The sequence below is a fragment of the Listeria ivanovii subsp. ivanovii genome, from assembly GCF_900187025.1.
GTDB classification, from domain to species: Bacteria; Bacillota; Bacilli; order Lactobacillales; family Listeriaceae; genus Listeria; species Listeria ivanovii.
This window is the reverse complement of record NZ_LT906478.1, coordinates 20,093-32,378: the sequence shown is the minus strand read 5'-3', so window position 1 is coordinate 32,378 and position 12,286 is coordinate 20,093. Positions and strand designations below refer to the sequence as shown.

The 12,286-nt window shown below is 35.7% G+C and carries 13 protein-coding genes; 9 read left to right on the top strand and 4 right to left on the bottom strand.

Going from position 1 to position 12,286, the window contains the following annotated elements; translation table 11 throughout:
• Positions 1–132: 132 nt before the first annotated feature.
• Both CKV67_RS00145 and CKV67_RS00140 read left to right on the top strand, forming a co-directional pair.
• On the top strand, positions 133–1,191 hold the full coding sequence (locus CKV67_RS00145; RefSeq protein WP_014091604.1) for a LacI family DNA-binding transcriptional regulator: 1,059 nt from the start codon (positions 133–135) through the stop codon (positions 1,189–1,191).
• Between the two features lie 16 nt (positions 1,192–1,207).
• A complete protein-coding gene (locus CKV67_RS00140; RefSeq protein ID WP_014091603.1) occupies positions 1,208–2,017 on the top strand; it encodes a Cof-type HAD-IIB family hydrolase in 810 nt (269 codons plus the stop codon).
• 36 nt (positions 2,018–2,053) lie between these two features.
• On the opposite strand, the gene CKV67_RS00135 is transcribed toward CKV67_RS00140, so the two are convergent.
• Positions 2,054–2,392 (bottom strand): DUF4064 domain-containing protein, encoded by a 339-nt coding sequence (locus CKV67_RS00135; protein WP_003718103.1) that lies wholly within the window; start codon positions 2,390–2,392, stop codon positions 2,054–2,056.
• A gap of 196 nt (positions 2,393–2,588) precedes the next feature.
• Between CKV67_RS00135 and CKV67_RS00130 the strand changes: the two genes are divergently transcribed.
• The 6 genes from CKV67_RS00130 to CKV67_RS00105 all read left to right on the top strand — a co-directional run bounded on the left by CKV67_RS00130 (position 2,589) and on the right by CKV67_RS00105 (position 6,539).
• Positions 2,589–3,029: a DUF2712 domain-containing protein gene (locus tag CKV67_RS00130; RefSeq protein WP_014091602.1), complete on the top strand. Its 441-nt coding sequence runs from the start codon at positions 2,589–2,591 to the stop codon at positions 3,027–3,029.
• Positions 3,030–3,155: 126 nt separating this feature from the next.
• The gene (locus CKV67_RS00125; protein WP_014091601.1) at positions 3,156–3,857 is read left to right on the top strand and encodes a DUF2705 family protein; all 702 of its coding nucleotides are present in this window, start codon (positions 3,156–3,158) and stop codon (positions 3,855–3,857) included.
• Positions 3,844–4,557, top strand: a complete 714-nt coding sequence (locus tag CKV67_RS00120; RefSeq protein WP_014091600.1) for a WxPxxD family membrane protein — start codon at positions 3,844–3,846, stop codon at positions 4,555–4,557. The genes CKV67_RS00125 and CKV67_RS00120 overlap by 14 nt, the downstream gene beginning before the upstream one ends.
• 1 nt (position 4,558) lies before the next feature.
• A complete protein-coding gene (locus CKV67_RS00115; RefSeq protein WP_014091599.1) occupies positions 4,559–5,281 on the top strand; it encodes a DUF2705 family protein in 723 nt (240 codons plus the stop codon).
• A gap of 15 nt (positions 5,282–5,296) precedes the next feature.
• Positions 5,297–5,926, top strand: coding sequence for an ABC transporter ATP-binding protein (locus CKV67_RS00110; protein WP_014091598.1), 630 nt, complete (start codon positions 5,297–5,299; stop codon positions 5,924–5,926).
• Positions 5,919–6,539 carry a hypothetical protein gene (locus tag CKV67_RS00105; RefSeq protein ID WP_025279675.1) on the top strand — a complete coding sequence of 207 codons (621 nt, stop codon included), beginning with the start codon at positions 5,919–5,921 and terminating at the stop codon, positions 6,537–6,539. The genes CKV67_RS00110 and CKV67_RS00105 overlap by 8 nt, the downstream gene beginning before the upstream one ends.
• A 149-nt stretch (positions 6,540–6,688) precedes the next feature.
• Here the strand turns inward: CKV67_RS00105 and CKV67_RS00100 are convergent, their stop codons facing one another.
• Together CKV67_RS00100 and CKV67_RS00095 are read right to left on the bottom strand one after the other, a co-directional pair.
• Positions 6,689–7,564, bottom strand: coding sequence for a S66 family peptidase (locus tag CKV67_RS00100; protein ID WP_014091596.1), 876 nt, complete (start codon positions 7,562–7,564; stop codon positions 6,689–6,691).
• An 80-nt stretch (positions 7,565–7,644) separates the two neighbouring features.
• Complete coding sequence (locus CKV67_RS00095) at positions 7,645–9,552, bottom strand: beta-glucoside-specific PTS transporter subunit IIABC (protein ID WP_014091595.1); 1,908 nt, start codon at positions 9,550–9,552, stop codon at positions 7,645–7,647.
• A gap of 317 nt (positions 9,553–9,869) precedes the next feature.
• On the opposite strand from CKV67_RS00095, the gene CKV67_RS00090 reads away from it, so the two are divergent.
• Entirely contained in the window at positions 9,870–10,694 is an 825-nt protein-coding gene (locus CKV67_RS00090; protein WP_014091594.1) for a C39 family peptidase, read from the top strand.
• A 154-nt stretch (positions 10,695–10,848) separates the two neighbouring features.
• Here the strand turns inward: CKV67_RS00090 and CKV67_RS00085 are convergent, their stop codons facing one another.
• Positions 10,849–12,282 carry a 6-phospho-beta-glucosidase gene (locus tag CKV67_RS00085; protein WP_014091593.1) on the bottom strand — a complete coding sequence of 478 codons (1,434 nt, stop codon included), beginning with the start codon at positions 12,280–12,282 and terminating at the stop codon, positions 10,849–10,851.
• Positions 12,283–12,286: the final 4 nt, after the last annotated feature.

The following is a 12,286-nucleotide window of genomic DNA, read 5'->3' as shown; positions in this document are numbered from 1 at the left end:
AACCGTAATAATTGAATATGTCAACCCCTTTTTGCTTATTTTTGATAACGTTACCAAATTATCGCTTGTTATTTTCGGATAAATAAGCTACACTTAAACTAGCTAAAAACGCTTACGAGGTGAATCTTTCCAATGAAAAAAATAACCATTCAAGAAATTGCTAAATTGAGCGGCGTGTCAGTTTCTACAGTATCTCGAGTTATTAACAACAGCCCCTCTGTTTCAGCAGCAAAGCGTCAAAAAATCCAAGCAATCATTGATGAATATAACTACACACCTAGCGTATTTGCTCGTGGAATGGTAAATAAGCAAACAAAGAATATTGGGGTAATTTTGCCAGATATTTCTAACCCCTATTTCATTTCACTTGTAACCCAAATTCAAAAATTCGCGCTAGATTATATGTTTTCAACGATTTTGTTTAATACGATGCTTGCCGAGCCTGCTAATAAGAAAAATAAACATCCTTTAACCGAGGAAGATTACTTGAAAATTATTTTGGAAAAACAAGTGGATGGCTTGCTTATCCTAGGTGGAGAAATTGATAAAGAAGTGATTTCAACGGAATATATAGATGCTTTGAATCAATTAAATAAAGCAATCCCAGTAGTCGTAATTGGCTCAAAAATCCCTGAGCTGAGCTGTTTATTTATTGAACGGAACTTAAAAAAAGGTGTTACTACGTTAGTTAGCCATTTGACTGCACTTGGTCATGAAAATATTGGTTTTATTGGCGGGGAAGCGGGCGTCAAAATTACGACTTATCGTTTAGAATCTTTCAAAGAAGCCATGGCTAGCTATCATCATCCTGTAAATGATGATTGGGTCGTACTATCTGATTACTATACCGCAGATGGTTACTCAGCAATGACAGAACTACTAACAAACAGCGCCGAAAATTTACCAACTGCTCTTGTAGCGATTAATGATAGTGTTGCAATTGGAGCAATTCGGGCAATTAATGACGCCAACCTTTCTTGCCCAGAAGATATTGCGATTGTCAGCTGCGACCAATTTATGAATGGTGATTTTCAAACGCCACGGTTAACCTCCATGGATCAACACAATGAATACCTTGGAAAAATGGCACTGTTACAACTGATTAGTGCTATTAATGGACAAAATGAACCGATGATAATTAATCATAATCCAGAGTTAATTATCCGCGAATCATGCGGCTCCAAGCTATAATGAAAGGGAGATTTATTTGGAAAAATATTTAATTTGTTCTGATTTAGATGGTACTTTACTACTTAAAAACCAAACCATCTCTGAAAAAACTCTACATTTATTGCAACAATTAATAGAAGAAGGGCATCATTTTGCTGTTTCCACAGGCCGAATGTATAATTCAGCAACTGATTTTGCCAAAATGGTTCATCCTAAAGCAGATGTTATTGCATCAAATGGTGGGGTGGTTGCTGTTTCTGGTGAAATAATTCAGCAAAGCACGATGAAGCAATCCGCCTTGCTGGAGACCTTTTCATTGTGCCTGGCCCATGATTTAGCTGTTTTTTTCTTTTCAACGAATACTGTCTACTATACGAAAACCCCGCCATCCTATTTTTCAGATGAAGCGGATAAAGGGCGTGTAAATGCGACTAAATTAGTTGCTGTTCAAACAGAGCAAGCTTTTCTGGAGCACTACAATCAGTTTGTTAATGGTATTGTTATTGAGGAAGAAGCTTTTGATAAACTCGGCACACTTCGAAGTGAACTTGAAAAACTAACGGACGTATCTATCCTATCTTCACATGCTAATAATATCGAAATTTTACCAAAAGATATGGATAAGAAATACGCGGTGAAAAAACTGGCCGATTATTTAAAAGTCAAGCCAGAAAACGTCATTGCTTTCGGTGATGGCGAAAATGATATTGGGATGCTTGAAGTCGCAGGTGTTGGTGTCGCAATGGATAACGCTAGCGACCTCGTGAAAAAGAGCGCCGATTATGTCACTACTGCAAATGACGCTGATGGTATTTATTACTTTTTAAAACAATATTTAAATTGCTAAAAACGCCGCCCGGTAAGCCCGGACGGCATTTTAATTTTATTCCTCTACAGAAGCAGCTTCTTCATAATTGATTAATGCAATTAGTCCACCAACAGCAAGTAATACGATTGGTAGTAAGAACATAATGGAAACGGACATCGTGCAACCAATTGCCGCAGCAACCATCATTGCACCACCAAGACGTGGTTTATTTGAAACAACAAATGAACCGACCAGTCCAACACCCGATAGCACAAGCGAACCAATAGTTAACATATAGAAGAAAAACGATTCCTCTTCTAAAGCCTGTGAAATATCCGGAATAACTAGTACCATCAAACTAAATCCAATACCAAGCGCCGCCCCTAAAAATCCCAGTAATCCTTCAACTTTCATGACAAAAACTCCTTTTAAATACGCATTTTCTTTTATGTTATCATTTTAACAAAAAAATGGGTAGTTTTCAGCTTGGAAGAGCTTGGTTTTGTAAACTATTTATCATTTTCTGTAAATTTAAAAAATATATTGACTACTATATTTATATTGTGATATCTTTAACAAGTAAAATTAAACTAATTAGGAGATAAGCATCATGAAAAAATTCGCATCAAAAAATGTTAGGATTATCATAGCGCTTGTAATTGGGGTAATGGTCTTTGCACCCGCATTCCATACTAAAGCTGCTGATAACAATATTGGTTTCGATTTTAAACTTAAACCAAATTGTGCTAACTCAGGATCAAGCTCAAGGTATAGAGAAACTTCCTCTGTAAATAATCCTTGGAAAGTTCGTGTTAACAATTCTACAGAAGGCAAAGGTACGATTGCTTCATTTTGGCTAGGAACTTATAATAATGATAAAAAAGCTGTACGAGGTTCTGCAATAATGAATATTACACAGGGAGCAAAAGCACGCTATTGTGGTGCTTATAAAGTAGCAAATAAAAACACTACATACTTGGCTGCCGAAAATAATAACTATACTTCCAAAACTTATTATGTCGATGGAATTTGGGACGAGGAAACTTGGTGATTTCCGAACTAAGAGAGAGAGTCTAACTCCTCTCTCCTTTTTAATATTATAGAACGGAGCCACACACATGAAAAGTCAATTTACTTATTAAATAATACAATCACTTGGGGTACGTTCATTTTAATTATGCTTATACCCTGTGTTGAAATTCTTCAGTTATGTATAATGGTTCCAGCAGATGAAGTGGCTATTCATCCTGCCTTTGCATTCTTTTTAGCCGGTTCTAGTCAAGGACATATAACTCAAATATTGTTACTCTGGTTTTTACCTATTCTAGGGTTATTACTTGGAACTGATTCAGCCATCCAAGAATACCAGACAGGAGTTCGAAATATCGTTATCAATAAAATTGGAAAAAAAGCTTATATTCTTCAAAAATTAGCTACCAGTTTTATTCTTTGTTTTATCACTATGTTTGCAGCTTTATTATTAAATTTTATTTTAGTTTCTATTATATTTAGAGGTGGTACGTATCAACTAGGATTGGATGGAGCCGGATCGCTTAATTCTTTATTTGATATAAGCATCCAGCATCCCTACTTAGCAGATATCGGTTTTGGGTTTGTTGCTTGTTTAATGGCTGGAATGGCTGGCGTCATCGGAGCAAGCGCTAGTTTGTTCTTTTTGAATAAAAAATTCGCATATCCAGCAGCATTTTTTATTTGGTTTTTGATGATTCTTCCAGACAATTCCATTATGTTTATTTTCCAACCTTTTACAGAATATGGATTCGAGATAATCCTACCTATATTTCTAGTTTTCAGCCTAGTAGTTTTGATAATTGTTAGTATTCTTTACTTATATGAGGTGAAATATGTTAAAGAGTAGATATTTTCTTCTAATTCTTTCCATGTTCCTCTTTTTTTCTGTTTTTTGGTTTACACAAAACTGGCAATTTCTAAAATTTCCTAAGAGCGAGGAGCTTGTTCTTCTTATGAATGGTAGTTTGTATGGGTATTCCTCCATCAAATCACTTTGCTTGATGCTTGTTTTTCCATATTTAATATTTTTACTACTATTCTCAAAGAAAGAACAAATTATTTCTTTAGTTAGAGAAAAAAAGCGGCTACACGCGTATCATAAAATTATGAAGGATACAATCATTGCCAGCTCACTATATGTAGGCATTTATAGTAGTGTGAATTTAATTTTTGCTTTTATTTTTGCAAGCCATAAATTTCTTATAACCACTCATTTTTATAGTGGCATACTCGTGTTTTTCTTAATGCTGTTTTCCTTTTACTTAGCTATTGGCCTTCTTTTTAGAATTATCTATGACATTACTAACTCTACTGGACAGGCGCTTATTTTTGGAGCCTTCGCAATGTGCCTTTTTTATCTTATTGATTGGATTATTTTAAACGGAATCTACTGGACGCCACTTCATACATTAAATTTCTTTGATCTTTGGCTACAAAACGGTCCAAAGCTTCCCGAAATACCATTTATTCTAATTCCAGGCGCAGCTATAGCACTTATTCTATATTTGCTCAGCTCCAATATCTTTATAGAAAAGGACTTTTACTAATATGAAGAACAAAAAACTTATTATTTTAGTAGTTATTTGTTTACTTTTACAGGCTATATTGTTTAGCTCCTTTGAGTTCCCATTTAAAACATTACCAGTTCTAGATGGCTTTCCAGTTGGATTAGCCACACCAGTAGTCACACGATTATTACTTTACTGGTACCTACCAATTGTTGCTTTCAGTTTTTATATTTCAGGTAATATAAAAGATTTATTGTCTAATTATGGTTTTTTACAAATTTCTCGTAACTATAAAAAAGAATATTGGTTGATGGAGCAATTTTTAAAGTTGTTTGTAAAAATTATCCTGTTTATCTGTTTACAAATTGTTTTAATTTCCATAATTACGCCATTTTATATAAACTGGACTAGTCAATTTTTCTATTTAACGCTGGGCTATTTCCTTATGTTGCTTACTATTTTCAGTTTACAGTATCTTTTAGAGCTATTTATAGATGCACAAAAAGCGTTATTAATTATAAACGGTTACGTGATTATTTCTATTCTTGCGGCAGATTTAATCTATCAAAATACAACTGTAACTTGGCTTTATTACTTACTACTTCCTAATTATGGTATGGGCTTTAGAACTGGACTCAGTGCATTTTCTAACACTTCCACTTCACTAATTTCAGAACCTATCAGTGTAATCATTTTATTAGTAGTTTTACTGTGCGTATTTATAGTTGCTATTAAGAAATTTAAAACAACAGACATTTTATGACAACGGAGGGTTTTTATGATCAAGATTGTTAATTTACACAAGCAAATTAAGCATACAGAAGTGCTTACTAATATAAATTATTCTTTTGAATCAGGGAAAATTTATGGTATTTTTGGGAAAAACGGTTCAGGGAAAACTATGTTACTTAGATCACTAGCTGGCTTAATCATCCCAACAAGTGGTGAAATTTTTATTGATGATAAACAGCTACATCAAGATATTTCTTTCCCACCGAGCATGGGGATCATTATTGAAAATATGGAGTTACTGCCACAATTTGATGCACGAACAAATCTAAAAATCTTATCTAAGATCAAAAACATCGCAAGTGAAGAAGTTATTGATAACTCCATTGATAGAGTGGGCTTAACTCCGCATATTGATAAAAAAGTTAAAAAATACTCCCTTGGAATGAAACAAAGATTAAATATCGCTCAAGCTATTTTTGAAAAACCTGCTGTAATATTACTTGACGAGCCTATCAACGCGATAGATGACCAAGGTATTGAGCTAATTAATCAGTTGCTGCTAGAAGAAAAACAGCGTGGTGCTACTATTATTATCGCTAGCCACCATAAAGAAGATATTGCACCTCTTTGTGATGTGACTATCCGAATGGACCAAGGGAAAATTATCCATGACTAAAACTAAAGTAGGTATTTTCATTGCTTTAGCAGTCATTACACTGCTTTTCTTCCTCGTTCCTAAAGGTGTAAAGTATATTAAAAATCAAGACCCAGAACTATTAAACGCAGCTGAAAGTGTTAAACTCCAATCTGGTGAATACACTGTTGGAAAAGATATAAAAGTTGGAATCTATGATATGCAAGTAACAAAAGGCTCGCTGTCTTACTTTGGTACAAAGCTTTCTAAAGGCAATAAGCTAGTGGGCATGGAGTTACTAGATGATAATAAAATATATTTTGAAGGCTCCGGTGAAATAGAACTGACGCCAGCAGAATTCACTCCCATCAAACCTTCTGATGACATCTATACAATAGAGCATTCAGGTTCATACGAAATCGGCAAACAAATTCCAGTCGGGGAATATAGCCTGACTTATATTGCTGATAAAAATAGTTCTGAAAAACCCTTTATCCAAATTTCACCTTACTACGCTGATGATGCCCGTGTCGATATTCAATTTGAAAATAAAGACACTTATGATATTACTTTGAAGTCAGGAGAAATTTTGACAGTTAAAAAAACAAAATCAGAAGAGCTTGATAATATGGATGTTTTGCTAGAAAAGAAATAAAAAAAGACCGACAGTTAAGCCGGTCACAAAAAGGGAGTTTAGGATTTTAAGGAACTTTACAATTAGCAAAAAGGGAGTAAAACTAATTGCATTCCTTGCTTACAGGTACTATATTACCGATTAAATATGAACATTTAACAATGATTTTATTAAAAATTTGTTAATGTTTCACGTGAAACATTAACTTCCGCTCCAATTAAACATGGTTTTGCCGCCGCACCATGTCCAATTTCTGCTGTTCGAAAAATAGGTAACTTATATTTTAGACCTAGTTCTTGATATAAGCTGCCTATTTTACTGTATTCACCTGCTTTTTCCGCTTCTGAATGCTCCCCAACAATCACTCCTGAACACTTAGAAAAGACTCCCAACTGCGCTAATTGTGCAAGATAGGATGCTATTTTAGCCTCTGTCCCTCCAGAACTTTCTAACAAAATCAGTTTTCCTGAAAAATTTGGCATAAATTCCGTCCCAGCTAACTTCAAAAAGCAACGAATATTCCCACCGATTATCTCTGTACGATGCCATTCAAAATTGGTGAGTGAGTCCCCTTTAATCACTAGCTTATTTTCGAAAAACATTTGTTTAAATTGATCTAGCTGCAACACTTTTTCGCTTCCGACCAAGTTTAGCAGTAAATAATTATATCCTATCTGCTTCGTTTTTGTATAAATAGCATTTAAGACTACGGTTAGATCACTATACCCAACAAAGGGTTTGGCGGATTTTTGGATAATATCAAAATCGATATAAGGTAAAATTTGATTCGCCACGTCACCACCAGAAATATCAAAAATAACTTTAACTTGAGGATTTGCATATAATTTCATCAATTCCCTTGCTCGTTCCTTCGCGCTCCCACTATACAGCGAGTCATCCACCTGGAAAACAGTTTTAGCAAAAAGGCTTTTTAGCCCAAATTCTTCATCTAAAATACGCTCTAAGTCCGCTATCCGTTCCTTATCCGCAAACCTTCTGCCATTAGAACAACAAATAATTCCAATGCTATCTCCCGCTTTTAACATAACTCCACCACCTATTTTTTCTCAGTATAACATAAAAAACAGCTTGAGCAATTTTTGCCCAAGCTGCCTAATTATTATGCTTAGATTACTAGTGTGATTAAACGTTCTTCTAATTTAGCTTCTTTAGAATCAGTAATCATTACGTCTAAATATGAACCTGAGTTTGTGATAACTACTGGAGTTGTTACATCATATCCAGCTTCTTTAATACTTTCAATATCAAATTCGACTAATAATTGACCTTTTTCAATCGTATCACCTTGTTTAACGTGCGCTGTGAAGAATTTACCTTCTAATTGAACTGTATCCATACCGATATGAATCAGTACTTCTGCGCCGTCATTTGTTGTAATACCAACTGCGTGACCTGTTGGGAAGATTGTAGTTACAGTTCCTGCTGCTGGAGCGACTACTCGTCCTACAGAAGGGATAATTGCAACACCTTTACCAAGTGCGCCAGATGAAAATGCTTCGTCTTTTACGTCTGCTAAAGTAACGATTTCGCCAACTACAGGAGCTGGAATTGTTTCACGTTCGATTAAAGTTTCGCCTTCAACTGTGTTAGATTTTTCAACTACTGCTTCAGCTGGGTCTTTGAATCCAACTACATAAGTTAGAATGAAACCAAGAATGAAACTGATAATCATAGCAACAATAACCCACCAGAAAGTACTATCAATTCCTGCACCTTGTTTGATGAAGTTTGGAATACCGAAAATTCCAAGGCCACCGATAATATAACCTTGAGCTCCTGCAAAGCCGATAATTCCGCCACCAATACCACCAGCGATACAGCTCATGATAAATGGTTTTTTCAGTGGTAAAGTAACCCCGTAAATCGCTGGCTCAGTTACACCAAAAATACCGGAAATGAATGCTGGGATACTAAGAGATTTGATTTTTGTATTTCTAGTTTTGAAGAATACCGCTAGAACCGCACCAATTTGTGCAAAAGATGCTCCGAAAGTCATTGCTAGAATTGGATCAGATCCAAGTACTGTTAAGTTGTTGATTGCCACTGGTACAAGACCCCAGTGAAGACCGAAGATAACGAATACTTGCCAGAAACCACCTAAGATTAAACCTGCGATAATTGGGCTTAAGTTGTAAACCCAAATTGTTCCTGCTCCAAGTAATTGACCAGCCCATGTTGCGATTGGACCAATAACGATGAAAGTAAGTGGAACTACTACAAGTAATGTACAGAATGGAACTACGAATGTTTTAACTACATCTGGAACGATTTTTTTGAAGCCTTTTTCAACTTTAGAACCAAAGTATGCTGCTAAAATAATCGGAATAACAGAAGATGCATAAGACATCAAGATAACTGGAATTCCTAAGAAAGTCACATGAATTGGAGATTCAAAAATTGTACCTGCAAAAAGTGTGTAAATTGGTTTGCCTGCTGTAATGCCTGCAAGTGTTGGATAAACTAAGGACGCCCCAATTGCCATCCCGATAAATATGTTCCCGCCAAATTTCTTCATAGCTGTGTAGCCTAGGAAGATAGGGAAGAAGTAGAATAGACAGTCACCAATCGCATAAAGCAATTGATATGTTCCTGATTCTATTGTAATCCAGCCAAATGCTACAAACATTGCTGTGAAACCTTTAATCATACCTGTTGCAGCTAATACACCTAGAACTGGTGTAAATACGCCTGAAATCATATCGATAAAGCGGTTGAAGATATTACCACCAGATGACGCGTTATTATTATCATCGGCACCTTCTGCTGAAATTCCACCAACTGCTAATACTGCACTAAATACGTCTGGTACGTGGTTACCAATAACAACTTGGTATTGACCCCCACTTTTAATTACGGAGATAACTCCATCAAGTTTTTCGATTTCTTTTGTGTTTGCAATGCTCTCATCTTTCAGTTTAAACCGAAGTCTGGTAATACAATGAAAAACACTGTTGATATTTTCTTTACCGCCAACATTTTTTAAGATGTCTTTTGCTAACTGTTCATATTTCATTTTGACGACTTCCTTCCTCTTTTTTGTTTTTTGGGCAAAAAGAAAAACCTAAGCTCATTCGAGGACTTCACGTATAAACGTGTCCTACAAATCAGCTTAGGTTTTGCCCAATGAATTGGTAACAATCCTTTGTGATGAGATAAATATATCATATAAAGAAAACGGTTGCAAGTCTTTTTTAAAATAATTTTATTTGAGGAGATTTAACTCTCCCTATATAAGTTAGTACCACGGATTTCGGTAACTCATATTACGCTTACGCATTTATTTATGTAATAAGGGTATAACATAGTAATCTGCAATCGAAAGGGGAAATAATGGGAGCTAATTTGAATAAATGGGGGAAATTGTTACTTATTTTGGGACTTGTTTTTAGTGTATTTAGTGTTTCTACTACTGGCCACGCGGCGACAAAAGAAGTTGTAATCAACAAACAGATGATTACAACAGCCAGTTTAAATGTCCGTACAAGTAGCAACACATCTAGCAAGGTTGTCGGGTGGCTTACGAATAAGACCAAGTTCAAAGCCATCGCAAAAACATCCAACAACTGGTACAGACTTAGTTATAAAGGGAAAAAAGGTTATGTATCTGGGAAGTATGTGAAAACAGCTGGTGCTACAACTCCTACACCCAAACCATCAACTCCAAAGATTATTCAAATGAACGTACCTTTAATTGTACAGCGTCCACAACTTCCAACCGGATGTGAAATTACAAATATAGCAATGATACTGCGTTATGCTGGTAAAAACGTGGATAAAGTAAAGTTGGCAAAAGAAATGAAACGTCATAAATCCAATCCAAATTACGGTTTTGTAGGAAATCCTTTTTCTAAAAGTGGTTGGACGATTTACCCACCTGCTTTAGTAAATCAAGTTAAAAAGTATGCTGGTAGTGCTAAAAATATGACTGGAACGAATTTGACGGGGATTAAAACACAGTTAAATAAGAAGCATCCAGTTGTGGCTTGGGTAAGTAATTTTCACGGTTTTTCCGTTCATGCGATAACAATTACTGGCTACGACAAAAATAATTTTTATTATAATGATAGCTGGTCTGGCCAAAAAAATGCCCGAATTTCACAAAGTTACTTCAATACTTGTTGGAGCAAACAAGCGAAACGAGCAATTTCTTATTAATGGAAAAAAGGTTGGGACAAAAGGGTCTCTAAAATGAAAAACAAGCAGAAATCATGTCTATTCCATTTTTCGAAATGGCTCTATACAATGATTTCTGCTTTTCTATTTTCCAACTTTTATTGCTAAGCTTTAGTTATATCCAACCTCTTTTTTATTAATCGATATCTTTACCATTTGTTTCAATTACTTTTTTATACCAGTTGAATGATTTTTTCTTCGAGCGGTTTAGTGTTCCGTTACCTTTGTTATCGCGGTCCACGTAGATAAAACCGTAACGTTTTTTCATTTCGCCAGAGCCGGCGCTGACAAGGTCGATGCAGCCCCATGGTGTGTATCCAAGAAGTTCTACGCCGTCTTCAATTGCTTCACCCATTTCGCGTACGTGTTCGCGCATATAATCAATACGGTAATCATCATTAATTGAACCATCTTCTTCTACTTTGTCCACTGCACCTAAGCCATTTTCCACGATGAAAAGTGGTTTTTGATAGCGGTCATAAATGGTATTCATTGTAATACGTAGACCTAGTGGATCAATTTGCCAACCCCATTCGCTTGCTTTTAAGTATGGGTTTTTTAGTGTTGCGAAAACATTGCCTTCAGTTTCTTTATTTTTCTCAGGATCTGCACTTGTCAGACGAGAAGAATAGTAACTGAATGCTACATAATCTACTGTATGGTCGCGTAAAGCTTCTACATCGCCGTCTTCCATTTTGATGTTGATGTTATTTTCTTTAAAGAAGCGTTTTGTATAGCTTGGATAGTAGCCACGAGCTTGAACATCGATGAAGAAATAACCTTCACGATCAGCTTCAATAGATTTCCAGACATCTTTTGGATTACAAGTCATTGGGTATGTGTTACCCGCTGCAAGCATACAACCGATTTGGTTTTCTGGATTGATTTCATGTCCAAGTTTTGTTGCAAGAGCTGATGCAACTAGTTGGTGATGCGCCGCTTGGTATTTCACTTCTTCTGGATTTTCTTCCTTAGTAACGTCTAAACCACCACCAATGTACGGAAGATGAAGAATCATGTTAATTTCGTTAAATGTCATCCAATATTTTACTTTATCTTTATAACGCGTGAAAATCGCTTCACAGAAATTCAAGTAAAAATCAATACATTTACGATTTTTCCAACCACCATATTTTTTGAAAACTTCAAGTGGAGTATCAAAATGGTTAATTGTAACAACTGGTTCGATGCCGTATTTATGACATTCGTCAAAAACTGCATCATAAAATGCTAATCCTTTTTCATTTGGTTTCGCTTCGTCACCATTTGGGAAAATACGTGGCCAGCTGATGGACATACGGAAACATTTGAATCCCATATCCGCCATTAATTTAATGTCTTCTTTATAACGATGATAAAAATCAATGGATTCGTGACTTGGGTAAAAACCATAATCTGTAGCAAGCGCTTTCGCTGGATTGAATAAAGCTTCCCAACGTCCGTCCTCTACTGTTGGAAGGATATCTACAAGTGAAAGTCCTTTACCATCTTCAAGGTAAGCACCTTCACATTGGTTTGCAGCAACTGCTCCGCCCCATAAAAAGTCTTTAGGAAATTTTGATTCTGTCATTTTT

Bases quoted from the DNA above. Each gene is read 5' to 3' on its own strand.
- CKV67_RS00120 (WP_014091600.1), top strand. From the start codon at position 3,844: ATGTTAAAGAGTAGATATTTTCTTCTAATTCTTTCCATGTTCCTCTTT.
- CKV67_RS00135 (WP_003718103.1), bottom strand. From the start codon at position 2,392: ATGAAAGTTGAAGGATTACTGGGATTTTTAGGGGCGGCGCTTGGTATT.
- CKV67_RS00105 (WP_025279675.1), top strand. From the start codon at position 5,919: ATGACTAAAACTAAAGTAGGTATTTTCATTGCTTTAGCAGTCATTACA.
- CKV67_RS00130 (WP_014091602.1), top strand. From the start codon at position 2,589: ATGAAAAAATTCGCATCAAAAAATGTTAGGATTATCATAGCGCTTGTA.
- CKV67_RS00085 (WP_014091593.1), bottom strand. From the start codon at position 12,282: ATGACAGAATCAAAATTTCCTAAAGACTTTTTATGGGGCGGAGCAGTT.
- CKV67_RS00110 (WP_014091598.1), top strand. From the start codon at position 5,297: ATGATCAAGATTGTTAATTTACACAAGCAAATTAAGCATACAGAAGTG.
- CKV67_RS00095 (WP_014091595.1), bottom strand. From the start codon at position 9,552: ATGAAATATGAACAGTTAGCAAAAGACATCTTAAAAAATGTTGGCGGT.
- CKV67_RS00100 (WP_014091596.1), bottom strand. From the start codon at position 7,564: ATGTTAAAAGCGGGAGATAGCATTGGAATTATTTGTTGTTCTAATGGC.
- CKV67_RS00090 (WP_014091594.1), top strand. From the start codon at position 9,870: ATGGGAGCTAATTTGAATAAATGGGGGAAATTGTTACTTATTTTGGGA.
- CKV67_RS00125 (WP_014091601.1), top strand. From the start codon at position 3,156: ATGCTTATACCCTGTGTTGAAATTCTTCAGTTATGTATAATGGTTCCA.
- CKV67_RS00115 (WP_014091599.1), top strand. From the start codon at position 4,559: ATGAAGAACAAAAAACTTATTATTTTAGTAGTTATTTGTTTACTTTTA.
- CKV67_RS00145 (WP_014091604.1), top strand. From the start codon at position 133: ATGAAAAAAATAACCATTCAAGAAATTGCTAAATTGAGCGGCGTGTCA.